The sequence below is a fragment of the Micrococcus sp. TCR-5 genome (genome assembly GCF_052220525.1).
Lineage (GTDB): Bacteria > Actinomycetota > Actinomycetes > Actinomycetales > Micrococcaceae > Micrococcus > Micrococcus luteus.
This window is the reverse complement of sequence record NZ_JBQPDO010000004.1, coordinates 81,039-105,820: the sequence shown is the minus strand read 5'-3', so window position 1 is coordinate 105,820 and position 24,782 is coordinate 81,039. Positions and strand designations below refer to the sequence as shown.

General features: G+C 75.1%; 18 protein-coding genes. 17 read left to right on the top strand and 1 reads right to left on the bottom strand.

Annotated features, from left to right (window positions below):
• The 12 genes from ACTSKS_RS03930 (at position 1) to ACTSKS_RS03875 (ending at position 14,787) form a co-directional block, all read left to right on the top strand.
• Positions 1-984 (top strand): aspartate carbamoyltransferase catalytic subunit, encoded by a 984-nt coding sequence (locus ACTSKS_RS03930; RefSeq protein ID WP_036313715.1) that lies wholly within the window; start codon positions 1-3, stop codon positions 982-984.
• Positions 981-2,360 (top strand): dihydroorotase, encoded by a 1,380-nt coding sequence (locus ACTSKS_RS03925; RefSeq protein ID WP_442927305.1) that lies wholly within the window; start codon positions 981-983, stop codon positions 2,358-2,360. Before ACTSKS_RS03930 ends, ACTSKS_RS03925 begins: the two co-directional genes overlap by 4 nt.
• Positions 2,357-2,983 carry a PH-like domain-containing protein gene (locus tag ACTSKS_RS03920; protein WP_442927304.1) on the top strand — a complete coding sequence of 209 codons (627 nt, stop codon included), beginning with the start codon at positions 2,357-2,359 and terminating at the stop codon, positions 2,981-2,983. The genes ACTSKS_RS03925 and ACTSKS_RS03920 overlap by 4 nt, the downstream gene beginning before the upstream one ends.
• The gene (carA, locus tag ACTSKS_RS03915) at positions 2,980-4,164 is read left to right on the top strand and encodes a glutamine-hydrolyzing carbamoyl-phosphate synthase small subunit (RefSeq protein WP_041103701.1); all 1,185 of its coding nucleotides are present in this window, start codon (positions 2,980-2,982) and stop codon (positions 4,162-4,164) included. The genes ACTSKS_RS03920 and carA overlap by 4 nt, the downstream gene beginning before the upstream one ends.
• A gap of 3 nt (positions 4,165-4,167) precedes the next feature.
• Positions 4,168-7,473: a carbamoyl-phosphate synthase large subunit gene (gene carB / locus ACTSKS_RS03910; RefSeq protein WP_078025475.1), complete on the top strand. Its 3,306-nt coding sequence runs from the start codon at positions 4,168-4,170 to the stop codon at positions 7,471-7,473.
• Complete coding sequence (gene pyrF / locus ACTSKS_RS03905) at positions 7,470-8,357, top strand: orotidine-5'-phosphate decarboxylase (RefSeq protein ID WP_036336596.1); 888 nt, start codon at positions 7,470-7,472, stop codon at positions 8,355-8,357. The genes carB and pyrF overlap by 4 nt, the downstream gene beginning before the upstream one ends.
• Before the next feature lie 138 nt (positions 8,358-8,495).
• Positions 8,496-8,810, top strand: a complete 315-nt coding sequence (gene mihF / locus ACTSKS_RS03900) for an integration host factor, actinobacterial type (protein ID WP_010078601.1) — start codon at positions 8,496-8,498, stop codon at positions 8,808-8,810.
• Between the two features lie 71 nt (positions 8,811-8,881).
• Positions 8,882-9,532, top strand: coding sequence for a guanylate kinase (gene gmk / locus ACTSKS_RS03895; RefSeq protein ID WP_010078602.1), 651 nt, complete (start codon positions 8,882-8,884; stop codon positions 9,530-9,532).
• A 66-nt stretch (positions 9,533-9,598) separates the two neighbouring features.
• Complete coding sequence (gene rpoZ, locus ACTSKS_RS03890) at positions 9,599-10,039, top strand: DNA-directed RNA polymerase subunit omega (RefSeq protein WP_010078603.1); 441 nt, start codon at positions 9,599-9,601, stop codon at positions 10,037-10,039.
• A gap of 7 nt (positions 10,040-10,046) precedes the next feature.
• Positions 10,047-11,333 carry a bifunctional phosphopantothenoylcysteine decarboxylase/phosphopantothenate--cysteine ligase CoaBC gene (gene coaBC, locus ACTSKS_RS03885; RefSeq protein WP_098092671.1) on the top strand — a complete coding sequence of 429 codons (1,287 nt, stop codon included), beginning with the start codon at positions 10,047-10,049 and terminating at the stop codon, positions 11,331-11,333.
• A 15-nt stretch (positions 11,334-11,348) separates the two neighbouring features.
• The gene (gene metK / locus ACTSKS_RS03880; RefSeq protein WP_010078605.1) at positions 11,349-12,611 is read left to right on the top strand and encodes a methionine adenosyltransferase; all 1,263 of its coding nucleotides are present in this window, start codon (positions 11,349-11,351) and stop codon (positions 12,609-12,611) included.
• A 13-nt stretch (positions 12,612-12,624) separates the two neighbouring features.
• Positions 12,625-14,787 (top strand): primosomal protein N', encoded by a 2,163-nt coding sequence (locus ACTSKS_RS03875; protein ID WP_309225964.1) that lies wholly within the window; start codon positions 12,625-12,627, stop codon positions 14,785-14,787.
• A gap of 66 nt (positions 14,788-14,853) precedes the next feature.
• Here ACTSKS_RS03875 and ACTSKS_RS03870 read toward each other — a convergent pair whose 3' ends face one another.
• Positions 14,854-15,909, bottom strand: a complete 1,056-nt coding sequence (locus tag ACTSKS_RS03870) for an alpha/beta fold hydrolase (RefSeq protein WP_036336590.1) — start codon at positions 15,907-15,909, stop codon at positions 14,854-14,856.
• 272 nt (positions 15,910-16,181) lie between these two features.
• Here ACTSKS_RS03870 and ACTSKS_RS03865 point away from each other — a divergent pair, with 272 nt between their 5' ends.
• The 5 genes from ACTSKS_RS03865 (at position 16,182) to ACTSKS_RS03845 (ending at position 24,777) form a co-directional block, all read left to right on the top strand.
• On the top strand, positions 16,182-17,507 hold the full coding sequence (locus ACTSKS_RS03865; protein WP_036336588.1) for a YkvI family membrane protein: 1,326 nt from the start codon (positions 16,182-16,184) through the stop codon (positions 17,505-17,507).
• Positions 17,508-17,664: 157 nt separating this feature from the next.
• Entirely contained in the window at positions 17,665-20,172 is a 2,508-nt protein-coding gene (gene leuS, locus ACTSKS_RS03860) for a leucine--tRNA ligase (RefSeq protein ID WP_061867305.1), read from the top strand.
• Positions 20,173-20,218: 46 nt separating this feature from the next.
• Positions 20,219-21,193 (top strand): DegV family protein, encoded by a 975-nt coding sequence (locus ACTSKS_RS03855; protein WP_036313753.1) that lies wholly within the window; start codon positions 20,219-20,221, stop codon positions 21,191-21,193.
• A 129-nt stretch (positions 21,194-21,322) separates the two neighbouring features.
• On the top strand, positions 21,323-22,180 hold the full coding sequence (locus ACTSKS_RS03850) for a ComEA family DNA-binding protein (RefSeq protein WP_036313756.1): 858 nt from the start codon (positions 21,323-21,325) through the stop codon (positions 22,178-22,180).
• Positions 22,177-24,777 carry a ComEC/Rec2 family competence protein gene (locus ACTSKS_RS03845; protein ID WP_223247540.1) on the top strand — a complete coding sequence of 867 codons (2,601 nt, stop codon included), beginning with the start codon at positions 22,177-22,179 and terminating at the stop codon, positions 24,775-24,777. Before ACTSKS_RS03850 ends, ACTSKS_RS03845 begins: the two co-directional genes overlap by 4 nt.
• Positions 24,778-24,782: the final 5 nt, after the last annotated feature.

Here is a 24,782-nt window from a genome sequence, read left to right as displayed (position 1 = left end):
GTGCGCCACCTGCTGTCCACCGCCGACCTCTCCCGCGCCGACGCCCTCGCCGTCCTCGACACCGCCGAGGAGATGGCCGCCGTCAACCAGCGCGAGGTCAAGAAGCTGCCCGCCCTGCGCGGCCGCACCGTGGTGAACCTCTTCCTCGAGGACTCCACCCGCACCCGCATCTCCTTCGAGGCCGCCGCCAAGCGGCTCTCCGCGGACGTGATCAACTTCTCCGCGAAGGGGTCGTCCGTCTCCAAGGGGGAGTCGCTCAAGGACACCGTCCAGACGCTCGAGGCCATCGGCGCGGACGCCATCGTGATGCGCCACTGGTCCTCGGGCGCGGCCCGCCAGCTGGCCGACTCCGGCTGGGTGCGCTCCGCCGTCGTGAACGCCGGCGACGGCACCCACGAGCACCCCACCCAGGCCCTCCTGGACGCCTTCACCCTGCGCCGGCGCCTCGCCGCGGCGACGGGAGAGGACCTGGTCGGCCGGGACCTGACCGGCATGCGCGTGGTGATCGTGGGGGACATCCTGCACTCGCGCGTGGCCCGGTCCAACGTGTGGCTGCTCAGCACGCTGGGCGCACAGGTCACCCTGGCCGCCCCGCCCACCCTGCTGCCCGTGGGCGTGGCCGCGTGGCCGTGCCAGGTCACCTACTCGCTGGACGAGGCCCTCGACGCCGGCCCCGACGCCGTCATGATGCTCCGCGTCCAGGCCGAGCGAATGGGCGGCGCCTTCTTCCCGTCCGCAGGGGAGTACACCCGGACCTGGGGGCTGACCGATGACCGCTTCGCCCGCCTCACCGCCGGCCGGGGCGCCCTGCTCGACGAGCCCGTGGTCATGCACCCCGGCCCGATGAACCGCGGCCTGGAGATCAGCCCGGCGGCGGCGGACTCGCCCCGCAACACCGCCCTCGAGCAGGTCGCCAACGGCGTGTCCGTCCGCATGGCGGTCCTGCACCTCGTCCTCAACCACGACCAGGAGGTCCGCCCGTGAGCGCCCCCAGCCCCGCCCCCCTGCTGCTGCGCAGCGCGCGCCTGACCACGGGCGAGACCGCCGACGTGCTCGTCGCCGAGGGCCGGATCGCCGCCCTCGGCCCGGACGCCGCGACCCACGCCGCCGGCCTCGACCCGGCCCCCGAGGAGGTCGACTGCGCCGGCCTGGTGCTGCTGCCCGGGCTCGTCGACCTGCACACCCATCTGCGCCAGCCCGGCAAGGAGGACGCGGAGACGGTCGAGACCGGCACCCGCGCCGCCGCGATGGGCGGCTTCACCTCGGTCCACGCGATGGCCAACTCGACGCCGACGGCCGACACCGCCGGCGTGGTGGAGCAGGTGTGGCGGCTGGGCCGGGACGCGGGCTGGTGCGATGTGCACCCCGTGGGCGCGGTGACCGTGGGCCTGGCCGGCGAGGCCCTGGCCGACCTCGGCGCGATGGCCGACTCGCAGGCCCGCGTGCGGATGTTCTCCGACGACGGCATGTGCGTCCACGACGCCGTGCTGATGCGCCGGGCCCTCGAGTACGTGAAGTCCTTCGGCGGCTTCGTGGCCCAGCACGCGCAGGAGCCCAACCTCACCGCCGGCGCCCAGATGAACGAGTCCGAGCTCTCCGGCGTCCTCGGCCTGGCCGGCTGGCCCGCCGTGGCGGAAGAGGCCGTCATCGCCCGTGACGTGCTGCTGGCCCAGCACGTGGACTCCCGCCTGCACGTGTGCCACGTCTCCACGGCCGGCTCCGTCGAGCTGATCCGCTGGGCCAAGGCCCAGGGCGTGGCCGTGACCGCCGAGGTCACCCCGCACCACCTGCTGCTCACCGAGGAGCTCGTCCGATCCTACGACCCCGTGTTCAAGGTCAACCCGCCGCTGCGCCGCGAGTCCGACGTCCTGGCCCTGCGCGCCGGCCTGGCCGACGGCACCATCGACACCGTGGGCACCGACCACGCCCCGCACACCGCCGAGACCAAGCAGTGCGAGTGGACGGTCGCGGCGATGGGCATGACGGGCCTCGAGACCGCCCTGTCCGTGGTGCAGCAGGCGATGGTGGACACCGGCCTGATGGACTGGGCCGGCGTCGCCCGCGTGATGTCCACGGCGCCGGCCCGGATCGCCGGCCTGAGCGACCAGGGCCAGGCCGACGAGCGCGGCGTCCCGCGCGTCGGCGCCGTGGCCAACCTCGTGCTCGTGGACCCGCAGGCCCGCCGCACCGTGGACCCCGAGCAGCACCTGACCAAGTCCCGCAACAGCCCGTACCGGGGCATGGACCTGCCGGGCGCGGTACGCCACACGGTCTATCGCGGCGCCCGCGTCGTCGCCGACGGCGCCCCCGCCCGGCCGTACCGCCACCCGGCCCTGACGGAGACGGGGGAGCGCGCGTGAGCATCACCCCCCTGGCCGCCGCCCTGGCGGCCCGACCCGTCCCGCCGCGGACCCCGACGAAGGACTACGCGGACGTGTGGCTGCCGGTGACCCTGGGCACCCTGGCCGTCGTCCTCGTGCTGCTCGGCCTGCTGGCCCTCGGGTGGCGGGCCCGCCGCCGGGCGCAGGCCGGGATCCCGGCCCCGGCCCCCGTGCCGACGGCCCTCTACGACGCCGAGCCGACGCTGTCCGCGGAGGGCATGCACGTGGGCACGGTGCGCGGCGAGGACCGGCTGGACCGCGTGGCGGTGCACGGCCTGGGCCTGCGCTCGCGCGCGGTCCTCGAGGTCCACGACGCCGGCGCCCACCGCGGCCTGCTCGTGCTCCGCCCCGGGGCCGCCAACCTGTTCATCCCCGCGGACGACCTCGTCGAGGCCGGCCTGTCCGCGGGGATCGCCGGCAAGTTCGTCGAGCCGGGCGGGCTCGTCGCCTGGGGCTGGTGCCTCGGCGACGTCGAACTCACCTCCGCCTTCCGCCCCGACCGCCCCGAGGACCGCGACCGGCTCCTCGCCGCCCTGCAGACCATCATCGACCCCGCCCCGGCCGACCCGGCCGGCCGCGCAGGAGAAGGAGACCCCCGATGAGCACCCCCACCGACGACCTGGCCCTGCTCGTCCTCGAGGACGGCACCGTCCACCGCGGCCGGGCCTACGGCGCCCGCGGCCGCACCCTGGGCGAGGCCGTGTTCACCACGGGCATGACCGGCTACCAGGAGACCCTCACCGACCCGTCCTACGCGGGGCAGATCATCGTGCAGACCTCCCCGCACATCGGCAACACCGGGGTCAACGACGCCGACCGGGAGTCGCGGGCGATCTTCGCCGCCGGCTACGTGGTCCGCGACGCGGCCCGGCGTCCGTCCAACTGGCGCGCCGAGCGCACCCTCGACGAGGAGCTCGAGGCGTTCGGCGTCGTCGGGATCCGCGAGGTCGACACCCGTGCCGTCACCCGCCGCCTGCGCACCGAGGGCTCGATGCGCGCCGGCGTGTTCTCCGGCGAGCACGCCGCCCGCCCCGAGGCCGAGCTGCTGGCGGAGGTGCGCGCCCAGCCGTCGATGGCCGGCGCCCGCCTCGCGGAGTCCGTCACCACGGAGGAGCCGTACGTCATCGAGCCGGCCGAGCACGGCTGGGAGGGCGAGCCGATCGCCGAGATCGCCGCCCTCGACCTCGGCATCAAGGCCGCCACGCCGCGGCACCTGGCCTCCCGCGGCATCCGCGTGCACGTGCTGCCCGCGGCCACGGACCTGGCCGGCATCCGCGCCGTGGACCCGGACGGCGTCTTCCTGTCCAACGGCCCCGGCGACCCGGCCACGGCAGACGCCCAGGTGGAGCTGCTGCGCGAGGTCCTCGACGCCGGCCTGCCGTTCTTCGGCATCTGCTTCGGCAACCAGATCTTCGGCCGCGCGCTCGGCTTCGACACCTACAAGCTGAAGTTCGGCCACCGCGGCCCGAACCAGCCGGTGCTGGTCAAGGCCACGGGCCGCGTGGCCATCACCTCCCAGAACCACGGCTTCGCCGTGGACGCCCCCCTCGGCGAGCCGATCGAGGCGCCGGAGTCGCGCTTCGGCCGCGTCGAGGTCTCCCACTGGTCCCTGAACGACCAGGTCGTCGAGGGCCTGCGCCTGCTCGACCGGCCCGCCTTCTCCGTGCAGTTCCACCCGGAGTCCGCGGCCGGCCCCAACGACACCCTCGACCTGTTCGACCGCTTCGTGCAGCTGCTCACCGAGCACCGCACCGCCACCACCCCCGCCACCGAAGGAGCCTGATCCATGCCCAAGCGCACCGACCTGAAGTCCGTCCTGGTCATCGGCTCCGGCCCCATCGTGATCGGCCAGGCCGCCGAGTTCGACTACTCCGGCACCCAGGCCATCCGCGTCCTCAAGGAGGAGGGCGTCCGCGTCGTCCTCGTCAACTCCAACCCGGCCACGATCATGACCGACCCGGAGCTGGCCGACGCCACCTACGTCGAGCCCATCACCCCGGCCGTGGTCGCCAAGATCATCGAGAAGGAGCGCCCGGACGCCCTGCTGCCCACCCTGGGCGGCCAGACGGCGCTGAACACCGCCATCGCCCTCGACAAGGACGGGGTGCTCGAGCGCTTCGGCGTCGAGCTGATCGGCGCGAACATCGAGGCCATCGAGCTCGGCGAGAACCGCGAGCTGTTCAAGGGCGTCGTGGAGCGTGCCGGCGGCGAATCCGCCCGGTCCCACATCGTGCACACGATGGAGGAGGCCCTGGCCGCCGTCGAGGACCTGAAGTACCCCGTGGTGGTGCGCCCCTCGTTCACGATGGGCGGCCTCGGCTCCGGCATGGCCTACGACGAGGCCGACCTGTACCGCATCTGCGGCGCCGGCCTGCAGTACAGCCCGACCTCCGAGGTCCTGCTCGAGGAGTCCATCCTCGGCTGGAAGGAGTACGAGCTGGAGATGATGCGGGACAAGAACGACAACGTCGTCGTCGTCTGCTCCATCGAGAACGTGGACCCCGTGGGCGTGCACACCGGCGACTCCATCACCGTGGCCCCGGCCATGACGCTGACGGACCGCGAGTACCAGAAGCTGCGGGACATCTCGATCAACGTCATCCGCGAGGTCGGCGTGGACACCGGCGGCTGCAACATCCAGTTCGCGGTGAACCCCGTGGACGGGCGCGTCGTCGTCATCGAGATGAACCCGCGCGTCTCCCGCTCCTCGGCGCTGGCCTCGAAGGCCACCGGCTTCGCGATCGCCAAGATCGCCACCAAGCTGGCCCTGGGCTACACGATGGACGAGATCCCCAACGACATCACCCAGAAGACCCCGGCGTCCTTCGAGCCGGTCCTGGACTACGTGGTCGTGAAGGTCCCGCGCTTCGCGTTCGAGAAGTTCCCGGCGGCGGATCCCACGCTGACCACCACCATGAAGTCGGTCGGCGAGGCCATGGCCATCGGCCGCAACTTCACGGAGGCCCTGCAGAAGGCCCTGCGCTCGCTCGAGCAGAAGGGCTCGGAGCTCGCGTTCCCGCAGGACGCCGACCCGCAGGCCCTGCTCGCGGCGGCGAGCACGGCCACCACCGACCGGCTCTCCCAGACCCAGCAGGCGCTCTACGCCGGCGCCACGATCGAGGAGGCCTTCGAGGCCACCGCGATCGACCCGTGGTTCCTGGACCAGTTCGTGCTCATCAACGAGGTCGCGGACGAGATCCGCGACGCCGAGGTCCTCGACGAGGCCCTGCTGCGCCGCGCCAAGCGGCACGGGTTCTCCGACGCCCAGATCGGCTCGCTGCGGCACATGGACGCCGCGGTCGTGCGCGGCGTGCGTCACGCCCTGGGCGTGCGCCCCGTCTACAAGACCGTGGACACCTGTGCCGCCGAGTTCGAGGCCTTCACCCCGTACCGGTACTCCAGCTACGACCTCGAGACCGAGGTCGCCCCGCACGAGGGCGAGTCGGTGATCATCCTCGGCTCGGGCCCGAACCGGATCGGCCAGGGCATCGAGTTCGACTACTCGTGCGTGCACGCCACCATGGCGCTGCGCGAGGCCGGCTACGAGACCGTGATGGTCAACTGCAACCCGGAGACGGTATCCACGGACTACGACATCTCCGATCGCCTCTACTTCGAGCCGCTCACGCTCGAGGACGTCCTGGAGGTCATCGCGGCAGAGGAGGCCTCCGGCGGCGTGCGCGGCGTCTTCGTGCAGCTCGGCGGTCAGACCCCGCTCAAGCTGGCCCAGCAGCTCGCCGACGCCGGCGTGCCGATCCTGGGCACCTCGCCCGCGGCCATCGACCTGGCCGAGCACCGCGGCGAGTTCGCGCTCGTGCTCGAGCGCGCGGGCCTGGTGGCGCCGAAGAACGGCACGGCGGTCTCCTTCGACGACGCCAAGCGCGTGGCGGACGAGATCGGCTACCCCGTGCTCGTGCGCCCCTCCTACGTGCTCGGCGGCCGCGGCATGGAGATCGTGTACTCCGAGGAAGCACTGGCCCACTACGTGGAGCACGCCACGGAGATCACCCCCGACCAGCCGATGCTCGTGGACCGCTTCCTCGAGGACGCGATCGAGATCGACGTCGACGCCCTCTACGACGGCACCGAGCTGTACCTCGGCGGCGTCATGGAGCACATCGAGGAGGCGGGCATCCACTCGGGTGACTCCGCGTGCGTGCTACCTCCCGTCACCCTGGGCCCGGACGTGCTCGAGCGCGTGCACCGCGCCACCGAGCGGATCGCGGCCGGCGTCGGCGTGCGCGGCCTGATCAACATCCAGTTCGCGCTCGCCTCGGACGTGCTGTACGTGATCGAGGCGAACCCGCGCGCCTCGCGGACCGTGCCGTTCGTCTCGAAGGCCACGGGCGTCCAGCTGGCCAAGGCGGCCGCGCGGATCGGCGTCGGCGAGAGCATCGCCGACCTGCGCGCGGCGGGCATGCTGCCCACGGCGTACGACGGCGGCACCCTGCCGATCGGCGCGCCCGTGGCGGTCAAGGAGGCGGTGCTGCCGTTCACCCGCTTCCGCACCGCGGAGGGCCGCGTGGTCGACTCGCTGCTGGGCCCGGAGATGCGCTCGACGGGCGAGGTCATGGGCATCGACAAGCACTTCGACACCGCGTTCGCCAAGTCCCAGTCCGCCGCCGGCGGCCCGCTGCCCACCTCGGGGCGCGTGTTCGTGTCGGTCGCCAACCGGGACAAGCGCACCCTCGTGGGCCAGGCCAAGCGCCTCGTCGACCTCGGCTTCCAGGTGGTCTCCACCGGCGGCACCGCCGAGGTGCTGCGGCGCAACGGCATCCCCGCGGAGGTCGTGGCGAAGATCGCCGACGCCGGGCACGAGGACGGCGCGGGCACCGTGCTGGAGCAGCTGCACGCCGGCACCGTCGACCTCGTGCTGAACACGCCCTCCGGCGGCGACGCCCGCACGGACGGCTACGAGATCCGCGCGGCCGCGACGTCGCTCGGCGTGCCGGTGATCACGACCACGGCCGAATTCGGGGCGTGCCTGCAGGCCATCGAGGCCATGCGGTCCTACGAGTGGTCCGTCACCTCACTGCAGGAGCACGACGCGCGCCTGCAGCAGGCTGTCGCCGGTCCGGAGGCCGCGGCGTGACCACGACGGCGACGGGCGGCGCGGGGCCCCGCGCCCCCTTCGGGCGGCGGCTGGCCCACGCCATGGAGACGGCCGGTCCGCTGTGCCTCGGCGTGGACCCCCATCCGGGCCTGCTGCGGCAGTGGGGCCTGAGCGACACCCCGGCGGGCCTCGAGGCGTTCTCCCTGACCGCCCTCGAGGCGGCGGTGGGTCCCGAGGGGCCCCGCGTGGCGGCGATCAAGCCCCAGGTGGCGCTGTACGAGCGCCACGGATCGGCCGGCCTGGCGGCCCTGGAGCGGCTGCTCGCGGCCGCCCGGGACGCCGGGGTGCTCACGATCGCGGACGCCAAGCGCGGTGACATCGGCTCCACCATGGACGGCTACGCCGCCGCGTGGATCGCCGACGCCTCGCCCCTGGCCGCGGATGCGGTGACGCTCAGCCCGTACCTGGGTTTCGGCACCCTCGTGCCGACCATCCGCGCCGCCCACGAGGCCGGCCGCGGCGTGTTCGTCCTCGCGCTGACCTCCAATCCGGAGGGCCGCGAGGTCCAGCACGTGGGCGAGGGGTCGGCCGAGGGATCGGTCGCCCGGCGCATCGCCGCGGCGGCGGCCGCCGAGAACGCGGCCCTGCGCGGCGACGACGCGTGGGGGCCGGTGGGACTCGTCTTGGGCGCCACGGTGGCCGCCGAGGCGGACCGCCTCGGCCTGGACCTGCCGGCCCTCGGCGGGCCCCTGCTGGCGCCCGGGTTCGGTGCCCAGGGCGCCACGGCCCGGGGCATGCGGGCCGACTTCGGGACGGCCTGGCCGCAGGTCTTGGCGACCTCGTCCCGCGGCATCCTGAGCGCGGGCCCGTCGGTGGCCTCGCTGGTGGACACGATCGAGGAGAATCGCGCCGCCCTGCGGTGACGCCCGCGTCCTCCCGGCGCGCCCGTGCCGTGTGGACGGGATGGTATCTTCCCTTTCGATCGGCTGTGCTCGTCGTCCTTGACCATGGAAGGGTCACGACGGGGCCGGTGGGGAACGAGAGGCATCGAGGTCAGACCCATGGCGTTGCGGCAGCTCAGTGTGCAGGAGAGGGCGGAGGCCCGGAGGAAGGCCCTCCAGGCCCGCCAGGCGCGGGCGGAGCTCAAGGCGGCCTTCGCCGCCGGTGAGGTCGGCCTGGCCGACATTTTCGCGCGCGCGGACGCCGACGACGCCGTCGCCCGTCTGCGGACCGTGGACCTGCTGCTGGCCCTGCCGGGCGTGGGCGAGGTCCGGGCCCGGGAGGCGATGGCGGGGTGCGGCATCTCGCCGCGGCGTCGGCTGGGCGGCCTGGGCCGTCGTCAGCGCGAGGCGCTGATCGCCTATATTGGCCGGTGACCCCCACATCCCGGCGGGTCGGCGCCGGCCCGGGTGACGGGTCTGCGAGGCCCGTCCCACCAGGAGGATGCGTGACCGACACGTTCGACCCCGGACCCGCCCCCGCCGTCCCGGTGGCCCGCACCGCCGTCCAGGAACGCCCCCCGGGCCCGGGCGTCACCGTCCTGGCCGGCCCCACCGCCGTCGGCAAGGGCACCGTGTCGGCCTATGTCCGCGAGCACTACCCCGAGGCCTGGCTGTCCGTCTCCGCCACCACCCGCCCGGCGCGCCCGGGCGAGGAGGACGGGGTGCACTACTACTTCACGACGCCGGAGGAGTTCGACTCCCTCGTCGAGGCGGACGAGATGCTGGAATGGGCCGTCGTGCACGGCGTCCACCGCTACGGCACGCGGCGCGACCGCGTGATGGAGGCCGTGGCGCAGGGCCGCCACGTCCTGCTGGAGATCGACCTGCAGGGAGCGCGCCAGGTCCGCCGTGCGCTGCCGGAGGCCACCTTCGTGTTCCTGGCGCCGCCGAGCTGGGAGGAACTCGTGTCCCGGCTGCTCGGCCGCGGCACCGAGAGCCCGGAGGAACAGCGCCGCCGGCTCGAAACGGCTAGACTGGAACTCGCCGCGGAACCCGAGTTCGACGCCGTCGTCGTGAACGACCGCGTGGAGCGGGCCGCCGAGGAACTGGTGAGACTCATGGGGCTGGACCCCGAGCGCCGTCCGACCGAGGCCTGAGGACCGGCCGCACCGACGCCGCACCCGGCGCCGACGTGACAGTGAGATGAAGACTTTGGAGACCCCGTGACCGAACAGTACGAAGGCATCGTCAACCCGCCCATCGACTCCCTGCTGGAGCGGGTCGACTCGAAGTACGCCCTGGTGCTCTTCGCCGCCAAGCGGGCCCGGCAGATCAACGCCTACTACTCGCAGCTGCACGAGGGGCTGTTCGAGTACGTCGGCCCGCTCGTGGACACCCAGCTGAACGAGAAGCCGCTGTCCATCGCCCTGCGCGAGATCGAGGCCGACCTGCTCGTGTCCCGCGAGGCCGTCGAGGCCACCCCGGAGGCCGACCTGGCCGCCGAGGACTTCGGCGACTTCTCCCTGCCGGGCGAGGACGACCCGTTCGCCACCCTCGAGTCGGCCGACGCCCACCAGCCGATGGGCGATCCCGCCGCCATCGAGGAGGCCGCCGAGACGGTGCGCGCCGAGGAGGGCACCTCCGAGGACGCCCCGGAGGCCTGAGCCCGTCATGGAGATCGTCCTCGGGGTCGGCGGCGGCATCGCGGCCTACAAGGCGGCGCTGCTGCTGCGCCTGATGACCGAGGCCGGCCACGGCGTGACCGTGGTGCCCACCGCCAACGCCCTCGAGTTCGTGGGCGCGGCGACGTGGGAGGCCCTCTCCGGTCGCCCGGTCCGCACGGACACGTTCGAGGCGGTCGACGAGGTGAACCACGTCCGGCTCGGCCGGCGTGCGGACCTCGTGGTGGTCGCGCCGGCCACCGCCGATCTGCTCGCGCGCACCGCCGCGGGGATGGCGCCCGACCTGCTGGGCAACGTGCTGCTCACCGCCACGTGCCCCGTCGTCCTGGCCCCCGCCATGCACACCGAGATGTGGCACCACCCCGCCACGGTCGCCAACGTCGCCCTCCTGCGCGAGCGCGGCGTCACGGTCGTGGACCCCGCCGTGGGCCGGCTCACCGGGGCCGACTCCGGCGCCGGGCGGCTGCCCGAGCCCGCCGAGATCTGGGAGCGTGCGCAGGCCGCCGCGGCCGCGGGCGCCCCGCGCCGTCCCCGGGCCTCCGGGTCCGACGCCGAGCCGACACCCGGCCCGCTGGCCGGTCGCACCGTGGTGATCACGGCCGGGGGCACCCGCGAGGCGCTGGACCCGGTCCGCTACCTGGGGAACCGCTCCTCCGGCAAGCAGGGGGCCGCCCTGGCGCGCGCCGCCCTCGAGGCCGGCGCCACCGTGCGGTTCGTCGCCGGGTCCATGTCCGTCCCGACGCCCGAGGGCGTCGAGCGCGTCGTGCCCGTGGAGTCCACGCAGGACCTGCTCGAGGCCGTGCTGGCGGAGGCCGCCGACGCCGACGTCCTCGTGATGGCGGCGGCCGTCGCGGACTTCCGACCGGCCGAGGTCTCCGACGCCAAGATGAAGAAGGGCGACGACGGCGGCGCGCCCGTCATCGTGCTCGAGCGCACCCCGGACGTGCTCGCCACGGCCGTGCGGACCCGCTCCGAGGGCGGGCCCATGGCCCCGCTCATCGTCGGCTTCGCCGCGGAGACCGGCGACGCGACGTCCTCCGTGCTCGAGTACGGCCGGGCCAAACTGGACCGCAAGGGCTGCGAGATGCTCGTGGTCAACGAGGTCGGCACGGACAAGGTGTTCGGCCGGGACGAGACCGCCGTGACCATCCTGTTCGCCGACGGCCGCCCCGCCGTGGAGACCGTGGGCTCCAAGGACCAGGCGGCGGCCGCCGTCGTGCAGGCGATCGTGGATGACCTCGCCGGTCGCGACCCCGCCGGCGCGTCGGGCCGCTGACCTAGACTGTGCGGCATGACCGATGCCGCCTCGCTGAGCCCCGCCCGCCACGCCGACCCGTATTCGGGGGTGGGCGGCGGAGAGCTCCGCCTCTTCACCTCCGAGTCCGTCACGGCGGGCCACCCCGACAAGATCTGCGACCAGATCTCCGACGCCATCCTGGACGCGATCCTCGCCGCCGACCCGTCGGCGAAGGTGGCCGTGGAGACCCTGACCACCACCGGCCTGGTGCAGGTGGCCGGCGAGGTGAACACCTCGGCGTACGTGGAGATCCCCAAGATCGTGCGCGAGACCATCCTGGACATCGGCTACGACTCCTCGGCCAACGGCTTCGACGGCGCCCAGTGCGGCGTGAACATCTCCATCGGCCAGCAGTCCTCGGACATCTTCGCCGGCGTCTCCCGGTCCCTCGAGGCCCGCGAGTACGGCTCGGCGGACGAGGTGGACGAGCAGGGCGCGGGGGACCAGGGCATCATGTTCGGCTACGCCACGGACGAGACCCCGGCGTACATGCCCATGCCCATCTACCTCGCGCACCGGCTCTCCGAGCGGCTCACCGCGGTGCGCCGGGCGGAGAACACGCCCATGCCGTACCTGCTGCCGGACGGCAAGACGCAGGTCACCATCGGCTACGCGCCCGGCCACGTGCCCACCACGGTCGAGGCCGTGGTGGTCTCCACGCAGCATCACGAGTGGGTCACGCAGGAGCAGCTGCGGGCGGACGTGGAGGAGCACGTGATCCGGCCCGTCATCGAGCGCTCCGGCCTCGACACCTCCGGCATGCGGATCATCATCAACCCGGGCGGCAAGTTCGTCATCGGCGGCCCCGTGGGCGACGCCGGCCTCACCGGTCGCAAGATCATCGTGGACACCTACGGTGGCATGGCCCGGCACGGCGGCGGCGCCTTCTCCGGCAAGGACCCGTCCAAGGTGGACCGCTCCGCCGCCTACATGCTCCGCTGGGTCGCGAAGAACGTGGTGGCCGCCGGCCTCGCCTCGCGCGCCGAGTTCCAGGTGGCCTACGCGATCGGCTCGGCCCGGCCCGTGGGCCTGTACGTGGACACCTTCGGGACGGCCACGGTGCCGGAGGAGAAGATCATCGAGGCCGTGAACGCGGTGTTCGACCTGCGTCCGGCCGCCATCGTGAAGGAGCTGAACCTCCTGCGGCCCATCTACCGACGGACCGCCGCGAACGGCCACTTCGGCCGGGACGACGCCGACTTCACGTGGGAGCGCACGGACCGCGTCGAGCAGCTGCGCGCTGCCGCCGGCCTCTGATCCGGAGGCGGGCATCACGGACACGCTGTTCGCCCTCCCGGAGCCGGAGGACGCGCCCCGACTGCCGGAGCGGGCCGAGGGGTGGCCGGAGCGGCCGATCGCCCGCGTCCTGCTGGACTCGCCCGTGCCGCACCTGGACCGCGAGTTCGACTATCTCGTGCCCGTGGCCCTGGACGACCGGGCGGTCCCCGGCTCCCGCGTGTCCGTCCGCTTCGGCGGACGGGCCATGACGGGCTGGCTCGTCTCGCGGGAGCAGGAGCCGGCCACCGGCGCCCAGCTCACCGAGCTCACCGGCGTGCTCACCGCCATCCCGCCGCTGACGGAGGAGGTCCTGGCGACGGCTCGCGCGGTGGCCCGCCGCCAGGCCGGCGTCGTCACGGACGTGCTGCGGGCCGCGGTGCCCCCGCGCGTTGCGCAGGTCGAGAAGGCCGCCCTGGCGGAGGACGCGGAAACCGCCGCGGACCACCCTGTGACGCTGACCGGCACGGACGCCGAGCGCCCGGAGCCTCCCGCGGCGGAGGAGGGCCTCGTGCCCACGGTGTGGGAGTCCCTCGAGGGGGGCACCGCGTTCGTGTCCGCCGTGCTGGCCGGGGACGCCGCGCGGGCGGCCGCCGTCGTGCCCTCGCGCCTGTTCGAATGGGACGAGGCGGGCGCGCTGGCCGCTCTGGCGCGCACGGTGGCCGCCTCGGACGGCGGCGTCCTGCTGCTGGTGCCCGACCACCGCGACCTCGACCGGCTCTGCGCCGCCCTCGACGAGCACGTGGGGGAGGACGCCTACGCGCGGATCGGCTCCGAGGACGGCAACACGCCCCGGTACCGCGCCCACCTGGCCGCGCTGCGCGGCACCCGGCGCATCGTGGCCGGCACCCGGGCCGCCGTGTGGTCGCCCGTGCGCGACCTGAGGCTGGTGGTGCTCTGGGACGACGGCGACGACGCGTGGGCAGAACCCCGCGCGCCCTACTTCCACGCCCGAGAGGTCGTGTTGGAGCGGGCCCGCGCGACCGGCGCGGCGCTGCTCTTCGCCGGGCCCTCCCGGTCCGTCCCGGTGCAACGGCTCGTCGAGTCGGGCTGGCTGCTGCACCTGGGCCCCTCCCGCGCGACCCAGCGCGAGCTCGGGCCACGGGTCGTCTCCACCGCCGACGCCTGGGAGACGGCGCGCGACCCGTTCGCGCAGCGGGCGCGGCTGCCGCAGGCCGCCTGGGCCGCCGCCCGCGCCGCGCTGCTCGGGCCACGGCCGGGCCCGGTGCTCGTGCAGGTGGCCCGGGCCGGCTTCATCCCCGCCCTCGTGTGCGAACGGTGCCGCACGCCCGCCCGCTGCCGCGTCTGCGCGGGGCCGCTGGGCTTCCGCGACGCGCGGGCCGCCCGGCACGGGGAGGTGGCCTGCCGGTGGTGCGGCACCCGGGAGCGCGGCTTCCGGTGCACCGAGTGCGGCGGCACGACGCTGCGGGCCGGCGCCCGCGGCGTGGACCGCACGGCCGAGGAGCTGGGCCGGGCGTTCCCGCGCGTGCCCGTGCACGCCTCCTCGGCGCAGCACATGCTCGGCTCGGTGCCGCCCGGGCCCTCCCTGGTGGTGGCGACCGTGGGGGCCGAGCCGGCGACGCCCGACGGCTACGCGGCCGCCCTGCTGCTCGACGGGGACAGCCAGCTCCAGCGCGAGGGCCTCGACGTGCCGGGCCGCGTGCTCGCCCGTTGGCTCGCGGCCGCCTGCCTGGTCCGCCCCGCCTCCGACGGGGGCGTCGTGGTGGTCACCGCGGACGCGGGGGAGGCGGTGAACGCGCTCGTCCGACGGGACCCCGACGGCTTCGCCGCGCGCCAGGTCGCCGAGCGGCGCGAGCTGCACCTGCCTCCCGCCGGCCGCCTCGCAGAGGTCACGGGGGAGGCCGCCGCCGTCGCGGAGTACCTCGAGCTCGTGGAGGCCGCCCGCCGGGAACGGCCGGACGAGGACGTCCACGAGGATCCGCACTCGGCCCCGCTCGATGGCGGCCCGGCGCGGCTGCCCTGGATTGGGCCGGTGCCGGACCCCGCCGACGAGACCCGCTCCCGCGCCCTGCTGATCTTCCCCTACGCGGCGGCCGAGGCCACCGTCGGCGCCCTGCGCGCCGCCCGGTCCGCAGCGAGCGCTCGGCGGGAGACCGCCCCGGTGCGGGTGCGGCTCGACCCGGCCGGGGTGCTCTGAGGGGGCGGCCGGACCGACCCGCAGCCCGAGGGGCCGGAGCGCGGCGACGCCGGGGCGATGACGGCGTCAGCGGCCGGCGCGGCGGAGCCAGTCGCGGATCAACGCCGCACAGGCGGCCGGCCGCTCGTAGTGCAGCAGATGCCCGACGCCGTCGAGGACGTGCAGCTCCGCCGTGCCGCCCGCGTCGTCGATCGCCGCGGCGAGCGCCTCCTGTGCCGGCACCGAGCCCAGCGGATCCTCCCGCCCCGCGACCAGCAGCACCGGCAGGCTGAGGCGGGCGGCGACGTCGGCCACGGAGCCCGTGCTCGAGGCGCGGTACGCCTCGGAGAGCATGCGTGCGGAGGCGAAGTCCGAGAAGTGGCGCCGGTGCTGGTCATGGGTGTACGCGAGGACATCCCTGTCCCTGGTGCGGGTCATGGCGAGCGTGGTCACCCACACGACCGGCGGCGCGCCCAGCAGCAGCCGCGCCGGGCGCTCGGGCAGGCGGGCGGCGACCTCGTAGTACCCCTCGGCGACGGCCGCCAGCACCCGACTCGACACGGACGCCGACGCCTCCAGCGCGGGTTCGGCGATGGGGTTGAGCAGGACCAGCCGTCCCCACCGGGACGGGTCCCGCGCGACCAGCTCGGCCGCCACCGTCGTCCCGTAGGAGTGCGCGACCAGCACGGGGGTCGCCCGCAGACCCAGGGCGGCGACGACGGTGGCCACCGCGTCCGCGTGATGGGCCACGGTGTGCTCGGCGTGGGGGAAGGGCTCCGAAGCCCCGAAGCCGGGCAGCTCGATCGAGTGGATCGGATGCTCCGGGAGCGCGTCGGCCAGCAGGGCGAGGCCGTGGTGGTCCCCGCGGAAGCCGTGCACGAACACGAGCGGGGCAGCGGCCGCGTCCCCCTCGGGTGCGCCGGGCGATCCCGGCGCGGCCACCGGAACGGGGGTGTACTCCCACACGGCCACGGACGACCGGATCCCGCTGACGGGGTCCGGGACGGCCAGGGTGTGCCGGCGGGGCGTCCGGGCCGGGTGGCCCGTGAGCACGCGGGGATCGGCGGGCGCCGCGGGCGGGCGCAGCAGATCGCGCAGGCGGACGGGCGGGCCCGGGGCGGCGGACGGCGTCGGGACAGGCACGTCCCCACCCTAGCCAGGCCTTCGACCGCCGACGCCGTGGCGCCTCGTCTCCGCTGGACGCGGGGACGGGGTCCGCCGAGATGCTCGGCCTGATCGCGACCGCGGCGTGCCAGCGGGAGGGCGGCCTTGGGGTGGGCCTGAGGCCACGCTGCCCGGAACCCGGCGACGCCTGGTCCTGGCCACGATGGCGCGCGCGTGCCTACCGTACTCCGGCCCGTCCTCGGTCCCGGGGCCCGCACGGGCGCACCCCGTCCCCCACGAAAGGCCCATGCGTGCAGCACCCCGTCGCGCTCAGATCCCTGAAGATCGCCCTCGCCTTCGTCGGCCTGCTCGTCGGCGCCGGCTTCGCCACCGGCGCCGAAGTCATCCAGTACTTCGTGGGCTTCGGCTGGATCGGCGTCGTGGGCGCGGGACTGGCCGGCCTGCTCGTCACCGCCGGCGGCGCCGTCATCCTCCAGCTGGGCAGCGTGTTCCTCGCGGCCGACCACAAGGTCGTCTTCCGCAGCGTCTCGCACCCCGTGATGGCCCGGATCCTGGACGTCGTGGTGACGGTGACGCTCTTCGCGATCGGCGTCGTCATGCTCGCCGGGGCGGGCTCGACGCTCGCCCAGCAGTTCGGCTGGCCGACGTGGGCGGGCTCCACCCTGATGACCCTGCTCGTGCTCGTGACGGGCATGCTGGACGTGGAGAAGGTCTCCGCGATCATCTCCCTGATCACGCCCCTGGTGGTCGTCGCGGTCGTGGCCGGGTTCGTCCACGTCCTGGTCACCCGCGACGGCGGCTTCACCGCCCACGAGTCCCTCGCCGTCCAGGCCACCACGCCGGTGGACCCGTGGTGGCTGTCCTCGGTCAACTACTTCGGCCTCGTCGTCGTGATGGCCGTGTCCATGTGCCTCGTGATCGGCGGGTCCATCACTCACCCCCGGGAGGCGTTCCTCGGCGGCCTCACCGGTGGCCTGATGTACACCGCCCTGCTCCTGATGGCCTCCACGCTGCTCTACCTCGGCTACGCCGAGATCGGCCGCGCCGACGTCCCCATGCTGCGGCTGTTCGCCTCGATCGCGCCCTGGCTGGGCTGGGCGATGGTCGTGGTGATCTACCTGATGATCTTCAACACCGCGATCGGCATGTTCTACGCGCTGGGACGCCGCCTCACGGCCGACCGCCCGGGCCGCTACCGGCCCGTGTTCGCCGGCGTCACGCTGCTGGCCTTCGCGGTGAGCTTCGTCGGCTTCGGCGACCTGATGAACGTCGTCTACCCGGCGCTGGGCCACCTGGGGATCGTGCTCGCGCTCGTGCTCCTCGTCTGGTGGCTCACCCACCGCCGGCAGATCTCCGCCGAGTCGGGGCTGCGTCTGCGCCTGCTCGCGCTGCTCCGCCTGCGTGAGCATCCGGAGAAGACCTTCACGGCCCAGCACGCAGTGCAGCTGCAGGAGGCGGTCGGGGACTCCGTGGCGGCCCCGGACGCGGTGACGGAGGCCCTCGAGGACGAGGTCGCCCAGGTGCTCGAGGAGGACGACGCGCTCACCTCCGGAGGGGCGCGCCCCGGTCCCGACGCCGGGCCCGAGCGTCCGGCAGGCGGCAGCCACTCCGCCTGAAACCGCGTGCCCGGCCGGGCACGGCGTCTCGGAGCGGCCCTGCGGCCGGGCCGGGGCGCCGTCGCCGTAGGATGGGGTGGCCGGCCGTGCCGCCGGCCCCGTCCGCGCCGCCCGAGGGCCGGCGCCCCATCCCGACTGCGTGAGGACTCGAACCGCCGTGAGCCAGACCCCCGACAGCGCCGTGCCGGCCACCCCCAGCATCCCCGCCGACGCGGAGTACTCGTTCCGTGACGTGGAGGCCCGCTGGGCCGGGTACTGGGAGCAGGCCGGGACGTTCGCCCCGCGCGAGGACGGCTCCGAGACCCGCACCGTGGTCGACATGTTCCCGTACCCGTCGGGCGACCTGCACATGGGGCACGCCGAGGCGTTCGCGATGGGCGACGTCGTCGCGCGCCACTGGATGCAGCGCGGCTTCGACGTGCTGCATCCCATCGGCTGGGACTCCTTCGGCCTGCCGGCCGAGAACGCCGCCATCAAGCGCGACGCCCACCCGGCCGAGTGGACCTACGCGAACATCGAGACGCAGAAGCGCTCCTTCCAGCGGTACGGCATCGCCGTGGACTGGTCCCGTGAGCTGCACACCTCGGACCCCGAGTACTACCGGTGGACCCAGTGGCTGTTCCAGCAGCTGTACCGCAGGGGCCTGGCGTACCGGAAGGACTCCCCGGTCAACTGGTGCCCCCAGGACCAGACGGTGCTCGCCAACGAGCAGGTCGTGGACGGCCGCTGCGAGCGCTGCGGCACCGAGGTCACCAAGCGGACCCTGAACCAGTGGTACTTCCGCATCACCGAGTACGCGGACGCGCTGCTGGACGACATGGACCAGCTCACCGTCCACTGGCCCGAGCGCGTGCTCGCCATGCAGCGCAACTGGATCGGCCGCTCCGAGGGCGCCCACGTCGACTTCCAGGTCGAGGACGGCCCCGTCGTCACGGTCTTCACCACCCGGCCGGACACGCTGCACGGCGCGACCTTCATGGTGGTCGCCGCCGACGCCCCGCTGGCCGCCGAGCTCGCCGGCGACGACGTGCGGGCCGAACTCGAGGCGTACCGCGAGGACCTGAAGAAGGTCTCGGACATCGACCGCCAGGCCACGGACCGTCCCAAGAGCGGCGTGTTCCTGGGCCGCCACGCGGTGAACCCGCTGACCGGTGAGCGTCTGCCGATCTGGGCCTCGGACTACGTGCTGGCCGACTACGGCACGGGCGCCATCATGGCCGTGCCGGCCCACGACCAGCGCGACCTCGACTTCGCCCGCGCCATGGGCCTGCCCGTGCGCACCGTGCTGGACACCGGCGAGGAGGACCCGGCGGTCTCCGGCGTCGCGACGACCGGCGAGGGCATCCTGGTGAACTCCGGGGAGCTCGACGGCCTGGACAAGACCGCCGCCATCGCGCGGGCCATCGAGATCGTGCAGGAGCGCGGCACCGGCCGGGGCACCACCACGTACCGCCTGCGCGACTGGCTGCTCTCCCGTCAGCGCTTCTGGGGCACCCCGATCCCCGTGGTCCACTGCCCGGACTGCGGCGAGGTGCTCGTGCCGGAGGACCAGCTGCCGGTCACCCTGCCGACCGACCTCAAGGGCGAGCAGCTCGCCCCCAAGGGCCAGTCGCCCCTGGCCGCGGCGACGTCGTGGGTCGAGGTGGACTGCCCGCAGTGCGGCGGCCCCGCGCGACGGGACACCGACACCATGGACACGTTCGTGGACTCGTCCTGGTACATGCTCCGCTACGCGTCCCCGAACGACGACGCCCGCGTTTTCGACCCCGACGCCCTGCGCCGCTGGCTGCCCGTGGACCAGTACGTGGGCGGCGTGGAGCACGCGATCCTGCACCTGCTGTACGCCCGCTTCTTCACCAAGGCCCTGCACGACCTCGGCCTGGTGCCCTTCACCGAGCCGTTCCGCGCCCTGCTCAACCAGGGCCAGGTGCTCAACGGCGGCAAGGCCATGTCCAAGTCGCTGGGCAACGGCGTGGACCTGGGCGACCAGCTGGACGAGTTCGGCGTCGACGCCGTGCGCCTGACCATGGTGTTCGCCTCGCCGCCCGAGGACGACGTGGACTGGGCCGACGTCGCCCCGGGCGCCGCCGGCAAGTTCCTGGCCCGCGCGTGGCGCCTGGCCCGCGACGTCCGCGCGACGGGCGCCCCGGCCGGCACGGACCCGGCGGGCGGGGCCGTGACCCTGCGCCGGGTGACCCACCGGACCGTGCACGAGGCCCAGCAGCTGCTGGACGACGGCAAGTTCAACGTGGTCGTCGCCAAGACGATGGAGCTGGTCAACGCGGCCCGCAAGGAGATCGACGCCGGCGCCGGCGCGGCCGACCCCGCCGTCCGCGAGGCCGCCGAGGCCGTGGCCGTGCTGCTCTCGCTCGTGGCGCCGTACACGGCCGAGGACATGTGGGTGCTGCTCGGCCACGAGCCCTCCGTGGTCCGCGCCGGCTGGCCCGCGGTGGACGAGGCGCTGCTGGTCGAGGACACCGTCACGGCGGTCGTCCAGGTCAAGGGCAAGGTCCGCGACACCCTCGAGGTGCCCGCGGACATCACCGCCGAGGATCTCGAGGCGCGCGCCCGCGCGTCGCAGAAGGTGCGGAACTTCATCGGGGACGCCGAGATCGTCAAGGTGATCGTGCGCGAGCCCAAGCTCGTGAACCTGGTGATCCGCTGACCGCGTGAGACCGTCCCCGACCGGGCCGGGGGAGAGGAGGCAGGCCGTGGCGAGCATCGAGCAGTGGCGCGACGATGCGCTCGTCCGCCTGCGCTCCCGCCGCTCCCAGCTGGCCGGGCGGGCACGCTACGGGCTGCGCCCGCCCCGCCGGGACCGCACGGCCGTCGTCACGGACTCGGCCGCGGCCCTGCCCGGCGCCGTCCTCGGACACGGTCTGGCCGCGGGGATCCGCCAGGTGGCGCTGCCCGTCATGGTGGGCGAGCAGATCCACACGGAGGGCACGGACGAGCTCGCGCTGGAGCTGCCGCTGGCCCTGGCCGCCGGCACCCCGGTGCGCACCTCACGGCCCTCGCCGGGCGCGTTCCGGACGGCCTACGCCGAGCTGGCCCGCGCCGGCTACGCACGCATCCTCTCCGTCCACCTGTCCGGCGAGCTCTCCGGCACCGTGGAGGCCGCGCGCCTGGCCGCCGCGGAGGCCGAGCGCCCGGTGACCGTGGTGGACTCGCGCACCGTGGGCTTCGCGCTGGGCATGGCCGTGGTGGACGCCGCCGTGGACGCGGGGGTGGGCATGCCCGTGGCCCGCATCCGCGAGCGGCTCGAGGCCACCGTGGACTCCAGCCACGTGCTGTTCACGGTGCCCAGCCTCGAGCAGCTGCGCCGGGGCGGGCGGATCAGCGGGCTGGCCTCGCTGCTGGGCACGCTGCTGCAGGTGCGCCCCGTCATGGCCGTCGACGACGGCGCGATCGGCCTGGTCGACCGCCCGCGGTCCGCGGCCCGGGCCGTCGACCGGCTCGTGGAGCTCGCGACCGAGCGGGCCGGCGAGGACCCGGTGCGGATCGCCGTGCACGAGTACGGCGACCCCGAGACGGCCGTGCAGCTCGCGGAGCGGCTCCAGCCGGTCTCCACCACCCCCGTGCCCGTCGTCGAGCTGCCCGCCGTGCTCGCCGCGCACCTGGGCCTGGGCGCCCTGGGTGTGGTGATCTGCCCGCTGGAATCGCCCACGGGGGGCTCGGGGGACTGAGGCCGCCCGTGCGGGAGCGCCGAGGAGACGGGCGCGTCCGTTCCTGCACACCACCCTGGACCGCGGAGGTCATCCCCAGGTCGGGTGCGGGACGCGCCCGACTCGGCGACGGGGCCGCAGACTGCCCGCATGAGCCCCAGCCACCGCCTCTGCGACGATCCGCCCGCCTTCGCCCCGGACCCCGCGCCCGCGGCCGCCCCCGACGTCGACACAGCCGGCCCGCACGCCGCGTCCCGGTGGGAGCGCACCCCACCTCGGGGCCCGGTGCTGCGGTGGCGGCCGGCCCTGCTGGCCGTCACCGTGCTGCTCGTCGCCGCCACGGCCTGGTGGGCGGTGGCCTGGCTGACCACCCCGGCGCCGCCCGCGGCCATCCCGGCGGCCGCGGCCGGTGCAGGCATCCCGCAGACCGACGCGCCCTCCACCGCCCCGTCGGCGGCGGGCACCGACGCGCGGACGTCCGAGGCGGGGCCGTCGGGGGAGGCGTCCGGCCCCGCCGGGTCCGGCCCGCTGCGGGTGCACGTGGTGGGCGAGGTCGCCCGGCCGGGAGTGGTCAGCCTCGCGCCGGGCTCCCGGGTGGCCGACGCCGTGGGCGCCGCCGGCGGCCCGACCCGGCACGCCCGGGCGGAGCGCATCAACCTCGCGGCCCCGTTGGACGACGGCCAACAGGTCCTCGTCCCCTCCGCCCGCACACCGCAGGACGCCCTGGACCGGGTGGCCGGGGCCGCGCAGGCGCAGCCCACGCCGACCACGGGCAGGGCCGGTGGCGGAGGCGAGCCGGGCGGCGCCGAGTCCGGCGACACCGTGGACCTGAACACCGCCGACGCCACGGAGCTGCAGACCCTGCCCGGCGTCGGCCCCGCCACGGCGGAGAAGATCATCGCCCACCGCGAGACGGTCGGCCCGTTCACCGGCCTGCAGGACCTGGACGCGGTGCCCGGCATCGGCCCGGCCACGCTCGACCGGCTGCGTGACCACGTCTCGTGGTGAGCCCGGCCCCGGGCCCGCCCAGCGATCCCGTGGACCGCCGCGCCCGCCACCGCGAGGTGCCCGGCCCGCTCGAGGCCCGGTGGGTGCCCGCCCTGCTCGTCTGCCTGACCCTCGGGATCCTCGGCGTCGCCTGGGACGCCCCGGCCCGCTCGGCGGCGGCCCTCACCGGGCTGGCCGTCGCCGCGACCACTGTCCTGGGCGCCGCCCGCTCGACCGGTCGGATACGGGGCGTGGCCACCGCGACGACGCTGGCCGGCGTGGCCGCGGCCCTGATGCTGCAGCACTCGGCCGGGCCCGCCGCCGCGGCCAGCGCCAGCGGCTGGACCGGCGCGGTGCACGCCGGCTCACCGCTGCGGCTCGAGCTGACCCTGGACGGGCCCGCCACCCGGAGCGAGGCGACCTTCGGCCCACGCTGGAGCGTGCCCGTGCGGGTCGAGACGTTCGGTCATCCGCCGCGGGCCCCCGAGGCGGCCGTGACGGCCCGACTCACGGGCGGGGGCGCACCGCCCGCGACGATCGCCGCGCCGTTGGACGGGACGGCGGCCCCCGGCGGCGGGCCGGGATCGCGGGTGTGCGTGGTGGCCCGGCCGTCGAGGTCCGGCTCCACCGTGTTCCTGGCCGCCGCGGCCGCCCCGCAGCCGGGACCCTGCCCCGGCGGGGCGGAGCCGGCAGGCGGGGCCACCGACGGCGGCCCGGGCCCGCCGCGGCGGGAGGCGCTGCGCGCCGCGTTCCGTCAGTCCGCGGAGGGCACGGTCGGCACGGCGCCGGAGCTCATCCCGGGGCTGGTGCTGGGCGACCGCTCCGCCCAGGGGGCCGCCCTCGACGACGCCATGAAGGCCTCGGGCCTGTCGCACCTGTCTGCCGTGTCCGGGGCCAACGTGGCCATGATCCTCGGCGCGGTCGCGATCACCCTGCGCAGCGCGCGGGTGCACCGGGCGGTGGTCCTCAGCGCCGGGCTGGCGGTCCTCGGGGTGTTCGTGGTCGTCGTGGGGCCGGAGCCGTCGGTCCTCCGGGCGGCCGTGATGGGCGCTCTCGGCGCCCTCGCGGTGTTCTTCGGCCGCGCGCGGCAGGCGTTCGGACTCCTGACGGTGGGCGGCACGGCCCTGCTCGTCGCGGTGCCGGCCCTCGCCGTGGAACCGGCCTTCCACCTCTCCCTGGCGGCGACCGCGGGCATCGTCCTGGGCGGCGCGCCCCTCGACCGTGCGCTGCACGCCGGGCTCGGCCGGGTGCTGCCCGACGTCGTGGCGCGGTGGCTCTCGGCGTCGCTCGCGGTGACCGTGGCCGCCCACCTGGCCTGCCAGCCGATCATCCTGGCCATGACCGGTGAGGTGTCGGCCTACGCGGTGCCGGCCAATCTGCTGGCCGCCCCGGCCGTGCCGCCCGTGACCGTCCTGGGCACCCTCGCCGCGGCCCTCGCCCTGCCCGCGCCGGGGATCGCCGCCGCCCTCGTCGCCGTGATCCAGTGGCCCGCGGCCTGGATCGGGTGGGTCGCCCACACCAGCGCCTCCCTGCCCGGGGCGCTGCGTCCGTGGCCGGCCGGAGCCCTCGGCGCCGGGCTGGGCGTCCTGCTGGTGGCCGCGACGCTCCTCGGATTCGCCGCCGTGCTCCTGCTCGAACGACGCCGGGCCGCCCCGGTGCGGCGTGTCGGCCGCAGCGCGCCGCGGACCCGCGAGCGCCTCCCCGCCCTGGTCGTGCTCGCCGCCGCGCTGGCCGCGGCCACCACGGGTGCGGTCGGGGCGGTCCTCGTGCCGCGGGCCTCGGGCGCGGCCCCGCCGGACTGGGCGGTGGCGTTCTGCGACGTCGGCCAGGGAGACATGGCCGTGTTCCGGTCCGGCCCGCGCGCGGGGGTCGTCGTCGATGTCGGGCCCGAGCCTGGGCTCGCTCGTCGCTGCCTCGACGACCTCGACGTCGACCGGGTGGACGCCGTGCTGCTCACCCACCTGCACGCCGACCACACCGGGGGACTGCCCGGCGTGGTCGACCGCGCCTCCCGCGGGGCGGTGCACTACGCGACCCGGGACGCGCCGGCGCAGGGCAGGGGAGGGCGCGGCGGCGAGGCGGACGGCGTCGACCGGCCCGCCGACGCGGCACGGCTCCGCACCGGCGCGACGGGCACGGCCGGGCCGGTGCGGTGGCACGTGCTGCTCGCCGACGCGCGGGCCCCCGAGGAGAACGACGCCTCCGCCCAGGTGCTGGTCACCGTCGAGAGCGAGGCCGGTCCGGTCACGACGCTGATCACCGGCGACATGGAGGAGGACGCCTCCGCGGCATGGGTCGCGGGGCACCGGTCCGATGCCGCCGCTCCGCCGCGCGTGGACGTGCTCAAGGTCGCCCACCACGGGGCCCGCAACGGTGGGACGGCCGTGCCGCGCGCGGTCGGCGCCCGCCTGCACATGGTCTCCGTGGGCGCCGACAACCCGTACGGACACCCCCACCGGGCCACGGTGGACGCGCTCGGCCGCCTCGGGCCGGTGGCCCGCACCGACCTGCACGGCACGCTGGCCCTCACGGCCGCGGACGGCCCCGACCCCGACGGCGCGCCCGAGATCACGGCTCACACCGTCCGCCCGCCCTCGAGCGTCCGCACCGGACCCTAGGATGG

Bases quoted from the DNA above. Each gene is read 5' to 3' on its own strand.
- metK (WP_010078605.1), top strand. From the start codon at position 11,349: ATGACCGATGCCGCCTCGCTGAGCCCCGCCCGCCACGCCGACCCGTAT.
- ACTSKS_RS03850 (WP_036313756.1), top strand. From the start codon at position 21,323: ATGAGCCCCAGCCACCGCCTCTGCGACGATCCGCCCGCCTTCGCCCCG.
- carB (WP_078025475.1), top strand. From the start codon at position 4,168: ATGCCCAAGCGCACCGACCTGAAGTCCGTCCTGGTCATCGGCTCCGGC.
- carA (WP_041103701.1), top strand. From the start codon at position 2,980: ATGAGCACCCCCACCGACGACCTGGCCCTGCTCGTCCTCGAGGACGGC.
- coaBC (WP_098092671.1), top strand. From the start codon at position 10,047: ATGGAGATCGTCCTCGGGGTCGGCGGCGGCATCGCGGCCTACAAGGCG.
- mihF (WP_010078601.1), top strand. From the start codon at position 8,496: ATGGCGTTGCGGCAGCTCAGTGTGCAGGAGAGGGCGGAGGCCCGGAGG.